The 19605-nt window shown below is 70.9% G+C and carries 20 protein-coding genes and 1 riboswitch; of the genes, 11 read left to right on the top strand and 9 right to left on the bottom strand.

Features of this window, described 5'->3' with window-relative positions; translation table 11 throughout:
• The first annotated feature begins 22 nt into the window (after positions 1-22).
• From LUU90_RS17040 to LUU90_RS17020, 5 genes are all read left to right on the top strand, one after another.
• The gene (locus tag LUU90_RS17040; protein WP_275004804.1) at positions 23-2101 is read left to right on the top strand and encodes a beta-galactosidase; all 2079 of its coding nucleotides are present in this window, start codon (positions 23-25) and stop codon (positions 2099-2101) included.
• A 21-nt stretch (positions 2102-2122) separates the two neighbouring features.
• On the top strand, positions 2123-3355 hold the full coding sequence (gene galK, locus LUU90_RS17035) for a galactokinase (protein WP_275004803.1): 1233 nt from the start codon (positions 2123-2125) through the stop codon (positions 3353-3355).
• 281 nt (positions 3356-3636) lie between these two features.
• Positions 3637-4716 (top strand): secretion protein HlyD, encoded by a 1080-nt coding sequence (locus LUU90_RS17030; RefSeq protein WP_275004802.1) that lies wholly within the window; start codon positions 3637-3639, stop codon positions 4714-4716.
• Positions 4713-5486: an ABC transporter ATP-binding protein gene (locus tag LUU90_RS17025; RefSeq protein ID WP_275004800.1), complete on the top strand. Its 774-nt coding sequence runs from the start codon at positions 4713-4715 to the stop codon at positions 5484-5486. The genes LUU90_RS17030 and LUU90_RS17025 overlap by 4 nt, the downstream gene beginning before the upstream one ends.
• Positions 5483-6664, top strand: coding sequence for an ABC transporter permease (locus LUU90_RS17020; protein WP_275004798.1), 1182 nt, complete (start codon positions 5483-5485; stop codon positions 6662-6664). The genes LUU90_RS17025 and LUU90_RS17020 overlap by 4 nt, the downstream gene beginning before the upstream one ends.
• A gap of 131 nt (positions 6665-6795) precedes the next feature.
• Here the strand turns inward: LUU90_RS17020 and LUU90_RS17015 are convergent, their stop codons facing one another.
• Both LUU90_RS17015 and LUU90_RS17010 read right to left on the bottom strand, forming a co-directional pair.
• Positions 6796-7059 (bottom strand): GlsB/YeaQ/YmgE family stress response membrane protein, encoded by a 264-nt coding sequence (locus LUU90_RS17015; protein WP_275004797.1) that lies wholly within the window; start codon positions 7057-7059, stop codon positions 6796-6798.
• A gap of 181 nt (positions 7060-7240) precedes the next feature.
• Complete coding sequence (locus LUU90_RS17010) at positions 7241-8065, bottom strand: exodeoxyribonuclease III (protein ID WP_275004795.1); 825 nt, start codon at positions 8063-8065, stop codon at positions 7241-7243.
• 174 nt (positions 8066-8239) lie between these two features.
• Here LUU90_RS17010 and LUU90_RS17005 point away from each other — a divergent pair, with 174 nt between their 5' ends.
• A complete protein-coding gene (locus tag LUU90_RS17005; RefSeq protein ID WP_275004793.1) occupies positions 8240-8968 on the top strand; it encodes an alpha/beta fold hydrolase in 729 nt (242 codons plus the stop codon).
• A 137-nt stretch (positions 8969-9105) separates the two neighbouring features.
• Here the strand turns inward: LUU90_RS17005 and LUU90_RS17000 are convergent, their stop codons facing one another.
• From LUU90_RS17000 to glyA, 6 genes are all read right to left on the bottom strand, one after another.
• Positions 9106-9588 carry a VOC family protein gene (locus LUU90_RS17000; protein ID WP_275004792.1) on the bottom strand — a complete coding sequence of 161 codons (483 nt, stop codon included), beginning with the start codon at positions 9586-9588 and terminating at the stop codon, positions 9106-9108.
• A gap of 108 nt (positions 9589-9696) precedes the next feature.
• On the bottom strand, positions 9697-10332 hold the full coding sequence (locus LUU90_RS16995; protein WP_275004791.1) for a flavin reductase family protein: 636 nt from the start codon (positions 10330-10332) through the stop codon (positions 9697-9699).
• Between the two features lie 130 nt (positions 10333-10462).
• On the bottom strand, positions 10463-10993 hold the full coding sequence (locus tag LUU90_RS16990) for a GNAT family N-acetyltransferase (RefSeq protein WP_275004790.1): 531 nt from the start codon (positions 10991-10993) through the stop codon (positions 10463-10465).
• A gap of 161 nt (positions 10994-11154) precedes the next feature.
• A complete protein-coding gene (locus LUU90_RS16985; RefSeq protein ID WP_275004789.1) occupies positions 11155-11856 on the bottom strand; it encodes a DUF3800 domain-containing protein in 702 nt (233 codons plus the stop codon).
• A gap of 97 nt (positions 11857-11953) precedes the next feature.
• Complete coding sequence (locus LUU90_RS16980) at positions 11954-12838, bottom strand: bifunctional methylenetetrahydrofolate dehydrogenase/methenyltetrahydrofolate cyclohydrolase (protein WP_275004788.1); 885 nt, start codon at positions 12836-12838, stop codon at positions 11954-11956.
• Between the two features lie 81 nt (positions 12839-12919).
• Positions 12920-14200 carry a serine hydroxymethyltransferase gene (gene glyA / locus LUU90_RS16975; RefSeq protein ID WP_275004787.1) on the bottom strand — a complete coding sequence of 427 codons (1281 nt, stop codon included), beginning with the start codon at positions 14198-14200 and terminating at the stop codon, positions 12920-12922.
• A gap of 96 nt (positions 14201-14296) precedes the next feature.
• A riboswitch (ZMP/ZTP riboswitch) is annotated at positions 14297-14383 on the bottom strand.
• Positions 14384-14798: 415 nt separating this feature from the next.
• Here glyA and LUU90_RS16970 point away from each other — a divergent pair.
• The 3 genes from LUU90_RS16970 (at position 14799) to LUU90_RS16960 (ending at position 17412) form a co-directional block, all read left to right on the top strand.
• Complete coding sequence (locus LUU90_RS16970) at positions 14799-15416, top strand: hypothetical protein (protein WP_275004785.1); 618 nt, start codon at positions 14799-14801, stop codon at positions 15414-15416.
• Positions 15417-15484: 68 nt separating this feature from the next.
• Positions 15485-16981 carry an NAD(P)/FAD-dependent oxidoreductase gene (locus tag LUU90_RS16965; protein WP_275004784.1) on the top strand — a complete coding sequence of 499 codons (1497 nt, stop codon included), beginning with the start codon at positions 15485-15487 and terminating at the stop codon, positions 16979-16981.
• 38 nt (positions 16982-17019) lie between these two features.
• On the top strand, positions 17020-17412 hold the full coding sequence (locus tag LUU90_RS16960) for a PPOX class F420-dependent oxidoreductase (RefSeq protein ID WP_275004783.1): 393 nt from the start codon (positions 17020-17022) through the stop codon (positions 17410-17412).
• 1 nt (position 17413) lies between these two features.
• On the opposite strand, the gene LUU90_RS16955 is transcribed toward LUU90_RS16960, so the two are convergent.
• The gene (locus LUU90_RS16955) at positions 17414-17941 is read right to left on the bottom strand and encodes a GNAT family N-acetyltransferase (protein WP_275004781.1); all 528 of its coding nucleotides are present in this window, start codon (positions 17939-17941) and stop codon (positions 17414-17416) included.
• Positions 17942-18029: 88 nt separating this feature from the next.
• On the opposite strand from LUU90_RS16955, the gene LUU90_RS16950 reads away from it, so the two are divergent.
• Positions 18030-18665, top strand: coding sequence for a GNAT family N-acetyltransferase (locus LUU90_RS16950; RefSeq protein WP_275004780.1), 636 nt, complete (start codon positions 18030-18032; stop codon positions 18663-18665).
• Positions 18666-18674: 9 nt separating this feature from the next.
• Positions 18675-19535: a formyltetrahydrofolate deformylase gene (purU, locus tag LUU90_RS16945; protein WP_275004778.1), complete on the top strand. Its 861-nt coding sequence runs from the start codon at positions 18675-18677 to the stop codon at positions 19533-19535.
• Positions 19536-19605 lie beyond the last annotated feature (70 nt).

Here is a 19605-nt window from a genome sequence, read left to right as displayed (position 1 = left end):
ACACCCCGTGAAAGGACCTTCCATGCCTGAGACCCCCCGCTTCGTCCCCGGACCGCACTACGACGGGTGGCTGACCGGCGTCGAGCAGATCGGCTACGGCGGCGACTACAACCCGGAGCAGTGGCCCGAGGAGGTCTGGGCGGAGGACGTCCGGCTGATGAACGAGGCGGGGGTGAACCTCGTCAGCCTCGGCATCTTCAGCTGGGCGCTGCTGGAGCCGCGTGAGGGCGAGTTCGACTTCGGCTGGCTGGACCGGGTGATCGGGCTGCTCCACGAGGGCGGGGTGCGGATCCTCCTCGCGACGCCGACGGCGGCCCCGCCGGCCTGGCTGTACGCGGCCCACCCGGACGCCCGGGTGGTCGACCGGAACGGCACGCCGATGGGCCCCGGCGGGCGGGGGCTCATGGCGCCGACCGCTCCGGCGTACCGGTCGGCGGCGCTGCGCATCACGACCGAGCTCGCCCAGCGGTACGGCAGGCACCCGGCCGTGGTGGGCTGGCACGTGCACAACGAGTACGGCGCACCGGTCGCGCTCGACTACTCGATGCACGCCCAGCGGGCGTTCCGCGAGTGGCTGCGCGAGCGGTACGACTCGCTCGACAGCCTGAACGCCGCCTGGGGCACCGCCTTCTGGGGCCAGCACTACGAGGACTGGGAGCACATCCAGGTCCCGGCGGCCACGGCGACATCGGCCAACCCGGCGCAGCAGCTCGACTTCGCGCGGTTCTCCGACGCCGCCCTGCGCGCCTGCTTCATCGCCGAGCGGGACGCCGTCCGCGAGCACTCCGACGCGCCCGTCACCACCAACTTCATGGCGGCCAGCTGCCCGGCGACCGACCTGTTCGCGTGGGGCAAGGAGGTCGACCTGGTCTCGAACGACCACTACCTGCAGGCCGCCGACCCGCGCGGCTACGTGGGCCTCGCCCTGGCCGCCGACCTCACCCGATCGGTGGCCGGTGGCAAGCCGTGGCTCCTGCTGGAGCACTCGACGTCGGCGGTGAACTGGCAGCCCCGCAACGTCGCCAAGCGCCCCGGGGAGATGGCCCGCAACTCGTTCGCGCACCTGGGCCGCGGCGCGGACGCGATCATGTTCTTCCAGTGGCGTGCCTCGCGCTCCGGTGCGGAGAAGTTCCACTCGGCGATGCTGCCGCACGCGGGCACCGGTTCGCGCGTGTGGCAGGAGGTGACCGCGCTGGGGGTCGGTCTGGGCCGCCTGACGGAGCTCCAGGGCTCCCGCGTGCAGGCGGACGTGGCCCTGCTGTGGGACTACGAGTCGTTCTGGGCGCAGGACCTCGAGCACCGGCCCAGCGAGGGCACGAGCCACCGCGAGCGCATCGACACCTACTACGACCGCCTCTGGCGGGACGGCCACACCGTGGACCTCGTCCGGCCGAGCCAGGACCTGTCCGGCTACAAGCTGGTCGTCGCGCCGGCGTCGTACCTGCTCACGGCCGAGGCGGCCGCGAACCTCACCGCCTATGTCGAGGCCGGCGGCACCCTGCTCGTCAGCTACTTCAGCGGCATCGTCGACGAGCACGACGCGGTGCACCCGGGCGGTTTCATGGCCCCGCTCCGCGCCGCGCTCGGTGTGTGGGTCGAGGAGTTCCTGCCGCTGCGCGACGGCGACGCGCTGACCGTCACCTACCGGGCCGGGGCGGCGGGAGCCGGTGCAGCGAGCACCGATGTCACGACGCTCACCGGCACGGTCTGGGCCGATGACCTCGTGCTCGACGGCGCCGAGCCCGTCGGCTCCTACGCCGACGGCCCCAAGCCCGGCGGAGCGGCGATCACCCGCCACCGGCACGGTGCGGGCACCGGCTGGTACGTGTCGACGAACCTGGACGTCGAGGCGCTGGCCACGGTCATGGCCGACGTGTACGCGAGCGCCGGCCTGGCGCCGTCGGGCACCGTGGAGGGGCTGGAGGTGGTGCGCCGCACCGGGGAGGGTGCCACGTACACGGTGGCGATCAACCACACGGACGGCGACGCGAAGCTGCCCCTGTCCTCCCCCGCGACCGACCTGCTCACCGGCGACGCCTTCTCGGGCGACGCGGACGTCCCGGCGGGTGCGGTGCGGGTGCTGCGCACCACTACTCGCTGACGGCGAGGGACAATGTTTCTCATGACTGAACCGCAGTGGCTCGAGGCCTGGCCCGCCGAGGAAGGCGCGCGCCGGGTCGACGAGCTCTTCACCCGTTCGTTCGACGGCCCCCCGGAGGGCGTCTGGTCCGCCCCCGGCCGGGTCAACCTCATCGGCGAGCACACCGACTACAACGCCGGGCTCTGCCTGCCCACGGCGCTGCCGCACCGCACCTACATCGCGCTGCGACCACGGGAGGACGACCAGGTCCGCCTGGTGTCCGCGCAGGCGGAGGGTATGTGGGAGACCCGCCTGTCCGACGTCGCGCCCGGCGCGGTGCGCGGCTGGGGCGCCTATGTCGCAGGTGTCGCCTGGGCCCTGACCGAGGCGGGGCACAAGATCAGCGGCTTCGACGCCGCCGTCGACTCGTGCGTACCGTTCGGGGCCGGGCTGAGCTCGTCGGCAGCGCTGGAGGCCGCTGTGGCGGTGGCGCTCGACTCGGTAGCGGGCCTCGGGCTCGCGGAGTCCGACGCCGGGCGCGCCAAGCTGGTCGACGCCAGCCGGCTCGCGGAGAACGAGATCGCCGGCGCGCCGACCGGCGGGCTCGACCAGTCGGCATCGCTCCGCTGCCGCGAGGGCTACGCTCTGCTGCTCGACTTCCGGCCGGGGCTCAAGCCGCTGGAGTCCGGTGTGCCGGTGCCGTTCGACCTGGCCACGGCAGGTCTGACGCTCCTCGTGGTCGACACCAAGGCCGAGCACTCGCACGTGGACGGCGAGTACGGCGCACGGCGCGCGGCGTGCGAGCAGGCCGCGAAGCTGCTCGGGCTGGAGTCGCTCCGCGACATCGCCCCGACCCTCGGCGGCATGGGCATCGACCGCGCGCTGGCCGAGCTCGAGCCGCACGACGCCGACGGCGTGCTGCGCCGTCGGGTGCGGCACGTGGTCTCGGAGATCGACCGCACCGCGCGGTTCGCCGACCTCGTGCGGGAGGGCCGCGCGGCCGACGTCGGCCCGTTCATGCTGGCCTCGCACGCCTCGCTGCGTGACGACTACGAGGTCTCCTGCCGTGAGCTCGACCTCGTCGTCGAGACGGCGACGGCGGCGGGCGCGCTCGGCGCCCGCATGACCGGCGGCGGGTTCGGCGGCAGCGCCATCGCGCTGGTCCGTCAGTCCGACGTCGACACGGTCGCCCGGGCGGTCGCCGCCGCCTTCGCCGACGCCGGCCTCACGGCCCCGGCGTTCCTGCTGGCGCCGCCCTCCGCCCCGGCGGCCTGACCGCCCCCGCTGATCGAGGCGCCCCCCGCTGGTCGAGCCTGTCGAGACCCTTCGGCACGCTCGACCAGCGGGGCGACTCGCCGCGAAAGATCGCTCGCGGACTATTGCGGATAACAGAGTAGTGTGTGACGCGCAGCAGCGCGCACAGCGGCCATCCGCTGCGTGCAAAGACTTGGATTCACCCCGTACTTTCATCCCGTCCCGCCACGGACCTGCGCTAATGTCCGCCGGGCTGCCAGTTCGCAGATCGATGTCCGTCACGCACCGCCGCGAGGAGCCCCATGGGTGCCGTCCGCCAGTACGTCTTCCCCACCGCTCGGATCATCATCTGGGCGGTGATCGCCGCAGCGCTCGTCGTGCTGGCCCTCAAGGGGGCGGAGCTCGACCCGCCGGACGCGCTCCAGCCCACCGGTGAGATCACCGAGTCGGTGATCCCCGTCGAGAAGGGATCCGTCACCAACGCGGTGACCGTCCCGGCATCCGTGGTGTCCGACCCGCCCGTCGAGATCAAGGCCACCGCCGACGGCGTCATCGCCGAGATCGAGGTCGACGAGGCGAAGGTCGGCAAGGACACCCGCGTCCTGTGGATCAAGACCGAGGAGATCGTCGAGCCCGTCGTCGAGGTCGACGAGAAGACCGGCGAGGAGACCGTCACCGAGCAGGAGCCGAAGGTCATCTGGACCTCGGCCCTCGCGCCGGTCACCGGCACCGTCGACATCACGGTGCTCAAGGACCAGGCGGTCACCGTGGGCGAGACCATCGGCACCGTCTCCCCCGGCACCCTCTCCGTCTCCGGCACGCTCACCGCGGACCAGCAGTACCGGCTCGTCGGCGCTACGGGCAAGGCCAAGGTGACACTCAAGGGCGGGCCGGCACCGTTCACCTGCACCGGGCTCACCATCGGCGAGGCGCCCAGCGGCGCGGGCGCCACGGGTGGTGAGGAGCCGATGGCGGAAGCGCCCGCGGACGCCACCGGCGCCGTCCGCTGCGCCATCCCGTCCAAGATCAAGGCGTTCCCCGGTCTCGGCGGCGAGATCGAGATCACCAACGGCAACGCGAAGGGCGTCGTGGTGGTCCCCATCAGCGCGGTGCTCGGCACCTCCCAGACGGGCAAGGTCTGGACGGTCGCCAAGGAGGGCGCGGAGCCCGAGGAGCGCGACGTCGCACTGGGCCTGACCGACGGTCTGCAGGTCGAGATCACCAAGGGCCTCAAGGCCGGCGAGCAGATCCTCGAGTTCACACCCCTCGTCGACGGCACCGAGGGCGGCGTTGACTGCGAGGACACGTCCGCGTACGACCAGGCGTCGATGGAAGGCGACATGGCCGCGATGCAGATGTTCGAGGAGGAGTGCTTCGGATGACCGTCGTCCCCCTCGTCGACCTGCGGGCCGTCACGCGACACGTCGAGCTGCCGAACGGCAGCACCCTCGAGATCCTCCGAGGAGTGGACCTGACGGTCGGACCGGGCGAGCACGTGGCCATCGTCGGGCGCTCCGGCACCGGCAAGTCCACCCTGCTGAACATCCTCGGCCTGCTCGACTCCCCCACGTCCGGCGAATACCTCCTGGAGGGCGAGCCGGTCGGCCGCCTGCGCAGCCGCGCCCTGGCGCGGCGCCGGGGCGACGACTTCGGTTTCGTGTTCCAGCAGTTCAACCTGTTGCAGGGTCGCACAGCGCTGGAGAACGTCGCGGCGCCCCTGCTGTACGCGCGCGGCAGGCAGTTCTGGAACCGGACCCGGCTCGCGCAGCAGTCGCTCGCCCGCGTCGGCCTGGGCGAACGGCTCGACACCCGGCCGGAAAAGCTCTCCGGCGGTGAGCAGCAGCGGGTGGCCATCGCCCGCGCGCTCGTGCGCGGGCCGCGCGTCATCCTCGCCGACGAGCCCACCGGGGCCCTCGACGTCGAGACCGGCCAGGCCATCATGACCCTCCTGGACGATGCCGCGAACGAGACCGGCTCCGCCCTCGTGACCATCACGCACGACCTGGCGATCGCAGCGCGCGCCGACCGCCAGTTCCGGCTGACCGACGGCGTCCTGGTCCCGATCCACCTCGACGCCCCCGTCGCCGTGGCCGAGAACGCGACGGTCGCCCAGAGCGCCGCCGTCGGCCAGGCCGCAGGGCTGACCGCATGACCGGCATCGTCGGGGCGATCATCGAGGCGTGGGACGAGCTGCGGATCCACCGGGTGCGGGTGCTGCTCGCGCTGATCGGCGTCGCGTGCGCCGTCACCGCGATCACCGGCATCACGGCGGCCGTGACGATGTTCGGCCAGGCCATGCAGGAGGAGACCGAGCGCATGAGCGGCCGGGACACCACCCTCGAGGCCTGGTCCGCGGGCAGCAGCAGCGAGATGTCGGCGGTCGAGGTGGACGCGGCAGTCGACAGCGTCGCCGCCCGGCACCAGATCTCCTACCACTCCGTGCGCGCGTACCTCAGCCTGAACATCCGTGGCCGGGACGTCGGCGAGTACGTCGAGTGGTCGGCGGTCGACGCCGACCACGGGGCCATCACCCGCCAGGGCGTGGAGGACGGGCGGTGGTTCACCGAGGCCGACAGTGAACGGCTGGCCCCCGTGCTGGTCGTCAACCAGGCCTTCCTGGACGCGTACACCGAGGGCGCCGCCGCGTCGACGCACCCCTCGGTGGTGATCGACGGCGAGACGCCGGTCGCCGCCACCGTGATCGGCGAGGTGCCGGTGATGTGGAACGGTGAGGGACCGCGCGCGATCATGCTGTTCGACCAGGCCGTCCGGTGGTTCCCCGACAGCGTCAGCGCCGAGGGCTATCAGTTCTGGGTCCCGCCGGAGCTCGCGGACCAGTTCGCCGAGGTGCTGCCGCGGGACCTGGCCGCGACCGGCGTGCCCTTCGACGTCCAGAAGCCGCCCGCCGAGGCCTTCGTGATCGACCGCGTGCTGCAGTACCTCGTGCTCGGCGTGGGCGGGTTCGCGCTGCTGCTGGGCGGGCTCGGGCTGCTCAACATCGCGCTGGTCACCGTGCGCTACCGCATCCGCGAGATCGGTATCCGCCGGTCCTTCGGGGCCACGAGCGGGCGGGTCTTCTTCGGCGTCCTCATGGAGTCGGTGGTCGCGACGACCGTGGCCGGCGTGGTCGGTGTGGTGATCGCCGTGGCGGTCATCAAGAACATCCCGATCGACCGCATCTTCGGCCGTCCGATCGACGACCTGCCGGGCTTTCCGTTCGACGCCGCCCTGGTGGGCATGGCCTGCGCCGTCGGTATCGGGGCCTTGGCCGGCCTGATCCCGGCGATCTACGCGGTGCGTGTCAAGGTGATCGACGCGATCCGGTACTGACGATCCGGTACTGACGATCCCGTACTGACCTTGCCGTGGGTCGGCCCCCTCGCTGGTCGAGCTTGTCGAGACCCAGGTCTCCGACAAGCTCGACCAGCTGCGGACAAGGTGGACCGGCGGGTCAGAGCGGCTCAGCGCTTTCTGCCCGTGACCGCGCCCCAGATCGCCAGCACGAGCAGTGATCCGATGAGAGCCCACAACCACGTGGTCAGGGAGAAGAAGGACTCGTTGGTCCGGACGCCGAAGAGTTCTCCGCCGAGCCATCCGCCCAGGAGAGCCCCGAGCACCCCGATGACCAGTGTGATGAGCCAGCCGCCCCTGGCCTTGCCGGGCAGGATGGCGCGTGCGATCGCGCCCATGATCAAGCCGATCAGGATCCAGCCGATGATTCCCACAGCGTTGTCCCTTCGATGGTGCGGACCGCTTCGTCATGACGCGGTCCGTCGGTTGCCGGACCCTACCGGGCAGCGCAGGGCGCTGGCCAGGTTTCGTCTCTAGAGAGATAGGACAGGCTTGCCTGGCGCGTCGTGCCGCAGCCCGTCCCCGGCGGGACCGTCCATCGACAGGCGGTGCCGGTCAGAGCTCGTAGGTGGCCACGACCGGCGCGTGGTCGCTCCAGCGCTCGGCGTAGGTGGGCGCACGGTCGACCTCGATCTTGCGGCACGCGGCCGCCAGCGCCTGGTTGGCGAGCTGGTAGTCGAGGCGCCACCCGGAGTCGTTGTCGTACGCCTTGCCGCGCCAGGACCACCAGGTGTACGGGCCGGGCCCGTCGCCGGCGTGCACCCGCCCGAGGTCGGCCCACCCGTGCTCGTCGAGCCAGCGAGTCACATAGGCCCGCTCCTCCGGCAGGAAGCCGGCGCTCTTCAGGTTGCCCTTCCAGTTCTTGATGTCGGCGCATCGGTGGGCGATGTTCAGGTCGCCCGCCACCACGGCCGGCGCCGACGCCGTCGAGAGCTCCGCCAGGCGCGCCGTGACCTTCTCCAGGTAGGCGTACTTGGCCACCATCGTGTGCTCCTGGCCCGGATTGGTCGACCCCGAGTGCAGGTAGGCCGAGACCGCGGTGAACGTACCGCCGCCGGGCAGCGCGACGTCGGCCTCGATCCAACGGCCGGTGTCGGCGCCGGCCTCGATCTCGCCGTCGGCCCCGTAGGCCGCCAGGCCCGTCCGCACCTCGCCGAGCGGCAGCCGGGACGCGACGAGCACCCCGGCGCGCCCCTTCACCTCGCTCTCGGCGTGTGCCACGTGCCAGCCGTCGAGCAGCTCGCGGACGAGCTTGTCGGGCGCGCGCACCTCCTGCAGCAGGAGCACATCGGGCGTGCGGGTGGTGATCCAGGTGTCCATACCGCGGCGGACGGCGGCGCGGATCCCGTTGACATTGGCGGTGGCGACGATCAGAGGCACCGGAAGAGCCTAACGGCCGCCTCTGACAGGGACGGATCACGGCGTCGCTGACGACCACCGTCGGCATGCCCTGGTCTTCCGAGCCGACATGCAATATATTGCATGTCAGATGCGTTACGCGGGGGGATGAAGACACCAGGTCTTCGAAGCAGGACCGATCCGAGAGAGGGCATCATGAACACCACCGCCACGAAGCAGACCATCGTCCTGGTCCACGGCGCCTACGCCGACTCGTCGAGCTGGAACGGCTCGATCCCGGCGCTGCGCGCGGCTGGCCACCGCGTGATCGCGGTCGCCAACCCCCTCCGCGAGCTGGAGCAGGACGCGCAGTACCTGCGTGACGTGCTGAAGACGATCGACGGACCCGTCGTCATCGCCGGCCACTCCTACGGCGGCCACGTGATGAGCCACGCGGCCGAGGGCAACCCCGACGTGACCGCTCTGGTCTACGTCGCGAGCTTCCTCGCGGAGCCCGGCGAGAGCCTGGTCGACCTCGTCGAGAAGTTCCCCGGGGCCAGGCTCGGCGGCGCGGCGCAGCCGTTCCCCTACACCACGCCCGAGGGCAGGACCGCCACGGAGCTCTACATCGACCCGGCACAGTTCCACGAGCTGTTCGCGGGCGACGTCGACACGGCCACGGCGGAGCAGATGGCGGCCACGCAGCGTCCGCTCGGGCTCGCCGCCTTCGAGGCGGCGGCCAGCACCGCTGCCTGGAAGTCGATCCCGTCGTGGGTTCTCTCGGCGACGAAGGACCTCGCCATCCCCGCGGAGCTCTCGCGCTTCATGGCGGAGCGCGCAGCCGCAACGCTCGTCGAGGTGGACGCCTCGCACGCCGTGACGGTCTCCCGGGCGGACTCCGTGACGGACGTGATCCTCGAGGCCGCACGGTCCACCGCGCGCTGACCCGTATCGCCGGTCCCGACCCGCCCCACACGGTGCGCGCCGGGACCGGCGCCGGCGCCGAACGAACATGGAGAACGAGCACCCGCCATGGACACGATCGTCGCCCTCGGGATCTCGCTCTGGGCCGCGCCGACGACCTACGCCCCGTCGTGGGCAGCCTTCAGCGCTGCGACGTCGATCTTGCCCATCTTGAGCATCGCGTTCATCGCGGCGATCTCGGCCGACGTCGAATAGGTGCCGCAGAGCTCCTCGAGCTCCTTCGGGATGACCTGCCACGAGACGCCGAACTTGTCCTTGCACCAGCCGCAGGGGCCCGGCGCACCGCCGTCGGCGGTAAGGATGTCCCAGTAGTGGTCAACCTCGTCCTGGCCCTCCACCAGCAGGTAGAACGAGAATGCCTCGTCGAGGTTGAGCTCGGGTCCGGCATTCAGTCCGATGACCGGCATGCCCGCCACCGTGAACTCCACGACGAAGTCCGCGCCCGACTGAGCACCCGGGACGCCCTCGGGTGCCTTGAGCACCTTCCCGACGGACGAGTCCGGGATGTGCTCGGCGTAGAAGGCGGCCGCCTCGGCGGCCTTGTCGTTGCCGAACCAGAGGTGTGGTCGCACGGTCACCATGTCTGCTCCTGGGTTGGTGGGTGGGCACCATCGGCCCCTTCACCTCGTCCGACTCCCTGCCCGCCGGAAACTCATCGGCCGGAGCACCGCGGTGACCGACGGGCGCCGTCAGTGCGCGAGCACCCCGCCGTGCGGCATCTCCCACGCCTCCGCCAGGCGAGACGGCTTGACCGCCGAGCCGCCGCCGAAGAACTCGCAGAACTTCATGACCAGCGGGTCCCAGCCCACGGGGTCGACGTGCTGCGTCCCCGGGATCACCAGCTCCTCGGCGACGTGGCTGCGCAGCACGCGGACCTGGAAGACCGACGCCCCGGATCCCGGCGAGCCGAGCGGGGTCTCCTGGACCAGAGCGCATTCGAGCTGCACCGGGCACTCCGCCGCACGCGGCGCCTCCACCAGGTCGGACGCCTGCTCCGTGAGACCGGCCAGGCCGAACTTGTCCCGGACGAACTCGTACCCCATCGCCGCCTTGCGCGGCGACAGCTCAGGCATCCCTGTGGTGAGCGCCAGCCGGTCCACGACCTCGACCATGTCGGACGGGACGAGATTCAGTACGCACTCTCGTTCGCGGTGGAGATTCGCGGCTGTCTGGGCGGAGTCGCCCAGGCCCAGCGCGCAGTGGCCGTTGAGCCACCATGCGGACGACATGGGCGCGAGATTCGCGGATCCGTCAGGGTTCCGCGTCGAGATGAGCACGACCGGCGTGCCGAAGTACATGACCTTGAGGTCGATCGTCCTGTGCATGCCACCAAGCCTGCCGCCGGCGCGCGTGCGGATCTGGCGGAATTCAGCCGTCGCGTGCCCGGCCGTCCGAACGGTGGTCCGGCTCGTCGCCGGGCTGGTCACGCGCCGGGCCGATCGCGCGTCGAACGAATCAGGTGTTCCGCAACGCTCGTGTCAGCGCGAGCACCGGCTCGTCGTCGAGCACGATGGTCGAGCCCGGCGAAACGGGGACGCCGTCGACGGTCACCCCGGCCCCGTCGGGCACATATCCGCGCCGTGCGTAGAGGCGTTGGGCGCGACCGTAGTCAGCGTAGAGGCCCACGCGGAGCCCCACCCGATCCGACCGGCTCGCCGCGAGCTGCTCTGCTCGGTTCAGGAGAGCCCTCCCGGCGCCGCGCCCCTGGCGGTCGCGCAGGACATTGAGGTCCACGATCTCAGGGATTCCCGCTGCGACGAACGGCGAGTAGCTGGAATCCCACTCGACCAGGCAGTAGCCGACCGCCGTTCCACCGGTTCGGGCGGCGAGCACGACGATCTCATCCGATCGGCTGCGCCGGGTGTACTGCTCGAACACCGCCACCGGCTTCGGCCACGTCCGGAACGCGACGGCCAGTTCGGAGAGGGTCGCCGCGTCGGCGATCGTGACGATGGCTTCGTCGACGGCGAGCCGCTCAATGTCCATGACTCGACCGTACCGATGCGTACAAGGCCATTGGTTCACGCCGTCCCCGAGCCAATCGATGGACGAATCACGCCGAGCTCGCTTAGCATTGAGGTACGCGATAGGGAGAAATCCTGAGCGTCTTGCCTCAGCCCCCGCCACCGGCGGGGGCTGCTGTGCTTCTACGGCTTCCAGATCCGTTCCTTGCGCATGCTCGGTGCGATGACCGACCACAGCAGCTCGTTTGCCCGAGCCGCCCGCTTGTCGACCTCGACCACGTCCGAAACACGCTGGTGCAAGAACGCGACCATGTCCGCGGCCTGGACGGGCCGACTCATCTCCGACGAGACGAAGTAGATGGTGTCGACGACCCTACGGGGCCGGCCCCGATACCCCCAGACTGTTCCGTTCCTAGTCCTACGGAGCGCCTCTTGCGCGGCACGGGCAGTGTGGTGCTCGTCGGCGACAACGATCAGGTCCTGACCGCGTCGATCGGCGTAGCGATCCAGCTTCTCGAGCAGGTGGAGGAGCGTGGTCACATGCTCGTCATGCTCATCCGCGTACTTGCGTTGAAAGCTCCCACGATCGAGCCCTTCCACGAAGAACGCCTCGCAGTGTTCAGCAACTACTTCGAGCGCCTGTCGATAGATCGAGATGCGTGCGCGTGTCAGACGGCGAAGCGGTGCCCAGGTCTCGGTGCCCTGGAACAGGTCGTGGCCGTGGAGCTCGTCATCGGGCCCAATTTCCTCATAGGTCGCTGCGGCTTGATCCATCACGGCATTCAGGCCCTCGAGCAGGAGCCGGACCTTGTCCTGGTGAACGATCAGGCCAAGAGTCCGATAGTGGAGCCGGTTGGATGACTCGTCGATGAAGGCCAGGAGCACCCAAGAAGGCTAGAGCACCTCCATCGTATCCGCAGTGTGAAACGTTGGTCGAGGGAGCCCGAGCTCCCTCGACCAACGTCAGCGTCGGCGCACGGGCTCAGACCTCGAGCGCCCGCTCCGCCGACTCCACCACGTTCGCCAGCAGCATCGCCCGCGTCATCGGACCGACACCGCCGGGGTTGGGCGACACCCACCCCGCGATCTCCGCGGCCTCGGGCGACACGTCGCCCACGACGCGCGACTTACCCGTCTCCGGGTCGGTCTCGCGCGAGACGCCGACGTCGATCAGCACGGCGCCCGGCTTGACCATGTCGCCTGAGACGATGCCCTTCACGCCCGCGGCGGCCACGACGACGTCGGCCCGCTTGACCAGACCTGCGAGGTCCTGCGTGCCGGTGTGCGTCAGCGTGACCGTGGCGTTCACGGCGCGCCGCGTGAGCAGCAGGCCGATCGGACGGCCCACCGTGACACCGCGGCCCAGCACCACTATCTCCTTGCCCGCGAGCTTGATGCCGTGCCGCTCGACGAGCTCGATGATGCCGCGCGGGGTGCACGGGAGCGAGGAGGTGATCTCCTCGTTGACCCGCAGCACCAGCCGCCCCAGGTTGGTGGGGTGCAGGCCGTCGGCATCCTTGTCGGGGTCGACGAGCTCGAGCACCCGGTTGGTGTCGATGCCCTTCGGCAGCGGCAGCTGGACGATGTACCCGGTGCACGCCGGGTCCTCGTTCAGCCGGCGCACCGCGGCCTCGATGTCCTCCTGCGTGGCGTCGGCCGGGAGATCCTCGCGGATCGACGCGATGCCGACCTCGGCGCAGTCGCGGTGCTTGCCCGCCACGTACCACTGCGAGCCGGGGTCGTCGCCGACCAGGAGCGTGCCGAGCCCGGGCACCACACCACGCTCACGGAGCGCCGTGACGCGCTCCTTCAGCTCCGCCTTGATCGACGCGGCGGTCGCCTTCCCGTCCAGTATCTGTGCACTCATGCGTACCTCCCTCGGTGAGTGCTGGGTATCTGCGGTCTGAAACCGTTCAAACCAACAAATACCCAGCACTCAACGGAATTGTCAGAGACCCGGGTAGAGGGGGAACTCGGCCGTCAGCTTCGCCACACGGGCGGACAGGGCGTCCACGTCCGTCGTCGCGCCGTTCTTGAGCGCCGTCGCGATGATGTCGGCGACCTCGGTGAACTCGGCGTCACCGAACCCGCGCGTGGCGAGCGCCGGCGTACCGATCCGCAGGCCCGAGGTGACACGCGGCGGACGCGGGTCGAACGGGACGGCGTTGCGGTTCACGGTGATCCCGGCGTCGTGCAGGAGGTCCTCCGCCTGCTGGCCGTCGAGGTCCGAGTTCCGCAGGTCGACGAGCACCAGGTGGACGTCGGTGCCGCCGGTCAGGACGGACGCGCCGGCCGCCGCGACGTCGGGCTGCGAGAGCCGCTCCGCGATGATCGAGGCGCCACGCAGCGTGCGCTCCTGGCGGTCCTTGAACGACTCGGTCGCCGCGACCTTGAACGAGACCGCCTTGGCGGCGATCACGTGCATGAGCGGGCCGCCCTGCTGGCCGGGGAACACGGCGGAGTCGATCTTCTTGGCGTACTCCTGCTTCGAGAGGATGAAGCCGGAGCGCGGTCCGCCGATGGTCTTGTGCACGGTCGAGGAGACGACGTCGGCGTACGGCACGGGCGACGGGTGCAGCCCTGCCGCGACGAGCCCGGCGAAGTGCGCCATGTCCACCCAGAGCTTGGCGCCGACCTCGTCGGCGACCTCGCGGAAGGCCGCGAAGTCGAGCTGGCGGGGGTAGGCGGACCAGCCGGCGATGATGACGTCGGGCCGGTGCTCGAGCGCCTTCTTGCGGACCTCGTCCATCTCGATGCGGTAGGACTGCGGGTCCACGCCGTAGGCGCCGACGTCGTACAGCTTGCCGCTGAAGTTGATCTTCATGCCGTGCGTGAGGTGGCCACCGTGGGCCAGCTCGAGGCCGAGGATCTTGTCACCGGCGTTGATCAGGGCGTGCAGCACCGCCGCGTTGGCCTGGGCCCCGGAGTGCGGCTGGACGTTCACGTGCTCAGCACCGAACAGGTCCTTGGCGCGGGCGATCGCAAGGTTCTCCGCGATGTCGACCTGCTCGCAGCCACCGTAGTAACGGCGGCCGGGGTAGCCCTCGGCGTACTTGTTGGTCAGGACCGAGCCCTGGGCCTCCAGGACAGCGCGCGGCACGAAGTTCTCGGACGCGATCATCTCGAGAGTGTCGCGCTGGCGGGCCAGCTCTCCGTCCAGGACGGCGGCGATCTCGGGGTCGAGCTCAGCGAGCGGGGTGGAGAGCGGGTCGGGAGTCGATGCGCTCATAGCTCCTCGATTCATGCGGGACGGGGATGGTCGGACGGCGGTGGAAAGCACACGCGCCGCGACATGTCTGCCCGGGCGCACACCTTTCACGAGGTGACCCGGGGCCCAGGCGAACGACCCCTCGTCGGCATGACTCGTCGCTCCCCGGTGGTGATCCACCTGACGCCAGTCGCGACCCGAAGATCGTAGCAGCGGCGGTAGGAGCCCGTGCCCGATGCCCGATGCCCGGCGCCCAGCACGGGTCCGGCACCCGCCCCACGAACCGGCTCTGGACCACGAGGCGCGAAATTGCAACGAAAGTACCTGAGACCCTTTCGCGATTCACCCGGACGTCGCTATGGTGCCGACCATGCCCTCCCCCGTGTCACCGGACGCAGGTGTTCCGGAACACCAGTCAGACCAGCGCCGCCAGAACAGCCGACAGTGGACCGGCGGCCAGCCACGCCGGACGCCGAACGGCCCACCGCTGAACGGTCGTCGACCCCAGTCAGGGCAATTCGAGCCAGGCCAGGTTTCGTCCGATCGGTCCCAGTCGGGCCAGTTCCAGTCCGGCCAGTTCCAGTCCGGCCAGTTCCCCACGCGCCCCGGCTCGGGCCAGGTGCCGTCGGCTCCCGACCGGCCCGCAGACCCCGCCAGGTCCGGTGGCGGCGACGGGCGCAGAAGCCCCAGCAGGCGCGACTGGATCTGGTCGATCGTCGCGTTCCTCATCGCCGCGGGCGTCATCGCCGCCGTCGGCATCTACTTCTTCGGGCCGGACGGCACCGAGGAGACCACCGCGACCTGGGCGGTCGAGTCGTGCGCCGGGCCGGACCCGACAGCCGCGGACACCTATCGCCCGCTGACCTGCGACGATGCTGACGCCACCGTCACGGTCCTCGAGATCCAGGACGCCGTGTCGGTGGGCCAGGCGCACTGCCCGAGCGGGACCGACGTCATCTTCCAGAAGGACGGCAACGCCGGTGGGGACACGCAGGCGGTCTGCGCCCGCAACCTGTCCGACGACCACCCGGGAGACCCCGGGATGGGCGGCGGCCAGCTCCTGATCGGCGACTGCGTGGACAAGGACGGCCGCGAGGTGGCGTGCTCGTCGGACGGCGCGCGCGAGGTCACCGGACTCACGGTCGCCGGCGGCAAGTGCCCCGCAGGGACCAAGGACGAGCTCGAGCTCGGCTTCGACGCGCAGCGCAGCTACGAGACGATCTGCCTCGGTGGCTGACCTGCACTGTCATCTGCCGCTCACCCCGGCGAAACCGGCAGTGACCACAGATTGGCTAGATTCGCGGCATGGCACGTCTCCAGCAGACCGTCTTCGAGCGCAACGTCCCGGCCAGGTCGGTCGTCGACCACGCCCTGGGCGGGACGCGCCACGCGGTGTTCTGGCTGGACGACCTGGGTGAGCGCGCCACCTACCCCGCGCTGTCCGCCCCTGCCCGGGCCGACATCGCGGTGGTCGGCGGCGGCTACACGGGGCTCTGGTCGGCGCTCCGCGCGAAGCAGCGGCATCCCGGAGCGCGGGTGGTGCTGGTCGAGGCCAGGTCGGTGGGGTGGGCGGCGTCCGGCCGGAACGGTGGGTTCTGCGGCGCGAGCCTCGCGCACGGACACGGACACGGGGACGGACGCCCGCCGGACGTGCCGGACGGCTCCGACGAACCCGGCCTCCTGACCCGTCTCGGCCAGGAGAACCTCACGGCCATCGGGACGGCGGTGGACACCCTGGGCCTGGACTGCCAGTGGGAACGCACGGGCCTGGTCGACCTCGCCCTCGAACCGCACCAGACCGACTGGCTGCTGGACGCCGCCGCCCGGGCAGCGCGCGCCGGCCTCCCGCACACGTTCCTCGACCGGGCGAAGGTCCGCGCCGAGATCGCGAGCCCCACCTATGAGGCGGGGCTTGTCCGGCCGGACGCCGCCGCGCTGGTGCATCCCGCACGCCTGGCCACCGAGCTGGCGCGGGCCGCGACCGAGCTCGGTGTGGAGATCTTCGAGCAGACCCGGGTGGCCGGGCTGACCCCTCCGGGCCGCGGCGCGCCGGGCGACGCCGTCCTGCACACGCTCTCGCACGCCGGAGAGGCGACCGTGCGGGCCGCCCGCGTGCTGCTCGGGACCAGCGCGTTCCCGTCCCTGCTGCGGCGTTACCGCAGGCACACGGTGCCCCTCTACGTCTCTGCGGTCGCCACGGAGCCGCTGTCCGCCGACCTGCTGCGGGCGATCGGCTGGCGTGGGAGGCAGGGGCTCGCCGACCTGGCGAACCGGTCGCACCGCTACCGCCTGACGGCGGACGACCGGATCGTCTTCGGCGGGCACGACGCCGGCTACCACCTCGGCGGGCGCGTGAGCAGGACGTACGAGGACCGCACCCGGACGTTCCGACGACTGGCCGAGCACCTGCTGACGACGTTCCCCCAGCTGGAGGGCGTCCGCCTGACGCACCGGTGGTCGGGCGCCGTCGACACGCCCACCCGGTCGGGGGTCTGGTTCGGCCAGGCAGCGGGCGGCCGTGTCCAGCACGCCGCCGGTCTCGCGGGGCTCGGCGTCGCCGCCAGCCACTTCGCCGCCCAGGTGATGCTCGACCGGTTCGACGTCCTGGACGGTTCCCCGGGCACCGAGCGCACGGCGCTCCCGACCGTGCGGCGCACGCCGGTGCCGTTCCCGCCGGAGCCGGTGGCCGCGGCGGAGATCCGGGCCGTCCACAAGGCGCTGGACCAGGCTGACCACCGGGGCGGGCGACGCAACATGCTGCTCCGGTCGCTCGATGCGCTTGGCGTGCGCCTCGATACCTGATTGGCTGCTCGGACCGTCCGACGTCGAAGGAGCACCCTGTGGCCAAGCCCCCGATCCCCGAGAAGATCGCGAGCATCCTCGCGCAGCCCAACCCCGCCGTCATGGCGACCGTCCGGCCCGACGGTGCGCCCGTGTCCGTGGCGACCTGGTACCTGTACGACGACGGGCGGGTGCTGCTGAACCTCGACGGCACCCGCAAGCGCCTCGAGCACCTGCGCGCGGACCCGCGCGTCTCCCTCACGGTGCTCGACGGCGAGAGCTGGTACCGGCACATCAGCCTCCAGGGCCGCGTGACGATCACGCCGGACGAGACCCTGGCCGGCATCGACCGGCTCTCGATCCACTACGGGGGCAACCCGTACCCGGACCGCGAGAGCCCCCGGTTCGACGCGTGGATGGACATCGAGTCCTTCCACGCCTGGGGCTACTGAGCTACTGGTCCTGCGACACCGGCTGCTCGGGCAGCACCGGCCGTGCGCCCGCCGCGCCGAGCACCCGGCGCAGGTAGGTGTACGTCAGGTCGCCGGCGGCCTTGTCGTACTGCTCCTCGTAGCCGTGCTTCGTGTACAGCGCGAGGTTCTGCTTGGAGTCCTTGCCGGTGAAGACCCAGATCTCCTTGGTCTGCTCCGGCAGGTACGGGAGCACCGCGAAGAGCATCTCGGTGCCGATGCCACGGGCCTGCTTGTCCGGGGCGACGGCGAGGCGGCCGAGCGTCGCCTTCTCGTCCTCGATCTCGACGCGCACCGAGCCGATCATCCGGTGACCTTCCCACGCCCCGATCGTGACGACGTCGTCCCGCGCCAGGTCCTCCCGGAGCTCCGCGAGCGTCTGCGTCAGCGGCGGGATGTGGGGGTCGTCGTACAGCTGGGCCTCGGTCACGAACGCGGCGCGCCGCAGCGTGAGAAGCTCGCCCGCATGGTCGTCCTCGACCAGCGCGATCGTCGTGGTGGAGTTGCTCATGGGTCCATGGTGTCAGAGGTGGCGCACCCAGGTCGACGGTGACCGCGTGCCAGACGGCCGTGTCAGTGGCGCCGCGTAAGTTGCGGTCATGGGGAATCGAGGAGCCCAGCAGTCGGCGGTCGCCGGTGGGCGCATCGAGGTGCGGCCCGCCGTCGGCAGGTACGACGACTTCTACGAGGTGGTGGGGGTCAAGAAACCCGGCGGCAAGGGCTGCTGGTGCATGGCGTACCGGGACAGCCGGGTACCCCCCGAGGAGCGGCCCGGGTACATGCGCGACCTCTGCGAGACCGACCCCGGCCCCGGTGTGCTGGTCTATGTGGACGACGTCGTGGCGGGCTGGTGCTCGGTCGCGCCCCGGTCCACGTATCGCCGGCTCATGAGCAGCCGCACCATCCCGTTCGTCGACGACCGGGACGCGTGGGCAGCGGTGTGTTTCGTCGTCCGCGCCGGGTACCGCAAGCGCGGGCTCATGCATCACCTCCTCGCCGGAGCGGTGGAGCATGCCCGGGCGCACGGCGCCGAGGTGATCGAGGGCTACCCGGCCGACGTCGGCCCTGATCGGGTCGACGTGATCAGCGGCTACGTCGGGACCGTGGGCATGTTCGAGGCGGCGGGCTTCGAACGCGCTGCCGAGACCGGCGGTGTCAGTGGAGGCCGGCGGCGGTGGGTCATGCGCAAGCAGCTCACCGCGGACGGCCCAGCCGCGCCGGCCGTGGCGGGTTAGCCTCCCCCCATGAACGACGCGACCGCGGCCACCCACTGGATCCTCACCCTGTCCTGCCCGGACCAGCCGGGAATCGTGCACGCGGTCGCGGGGATGCTCGCGGAGCACGGTGGCAACATCACCGAGTCGCAGCAGTTCGGGGACCCGACGTCGGGCCTGTTCTTCATGCGCGTGCAGGTCGAGTCGACAGCGTCCCGCGACGAGCTGACGGCGGCGATGTCGCAGATGGCCGGCCGGTTCGACATGACGTGGACGCTCGACGTCGTGGGCCGGCGCATCCGCACGCTCGTCATGGTGTCGAAAGCCGCGCACTGCCTCGTCGACCTGCTGTACCGCGAGCGGTCGCAGCGCATGCCGATCGAGGTGGTCGGCGTGGTGGGCAACCACCGCGACCTCGAGGACATCGCCACGTTCTACGGCAAGCCGTTCCACCACGTCCCGGTCACCAAGGGCACCAAGGCGGAGGCGGAGGCGACCCTCCGCGGCCTGGTCGAGGAGCTGGACGTCGAGGTGGTGGTCCTGGCGCGGTACATGCAGATCCTGTCCGACGAGCTCTGCCGCGACCTCAGCGGGCGGATCATCAACATCCACCACTCGTTCCTGCCGTCGTTCAAGGGCGCCGGGCCGTACCGGCAGGCCCACGACCGCGGCGTGAAGATCATCGGCGCCACGTCCCACTACGTGACGGGCGACCTCGACGAGGGCCCGATCATCGAGCAGGACGTCGAGCGCGTGGACCACTCCCGCACGGTCGAGGACCTCGTGGGCATCGGCGAGGACGTCGAGCGGCGCACGCTCGCCCGCGCCGTCCGCTGGCACGCGGAGCGACGGGTGCTCCTGGACGGCCGCCGCACGGTCGTCTTCCGCTGACGCCGCACGTGCACACGTGCGATCCGCGGTGACGCCCGAGCAGCCGGACGCGAGAGGCGAGGGCGCGCCG

It is taken from the genome of Promicromonospora iranensis (assembly GCF_028994775.1).
Taxonomy (GTDB): Bacteria; Actinomycetota; Actinomycetes; order Actinomycetales; family Cellulomonadaceae; genus Promicromonospora; species Promicromonospora iranensis_A.
This window is presented reverse-complemented; position numbering and strand designations above follow the sequence as displayed.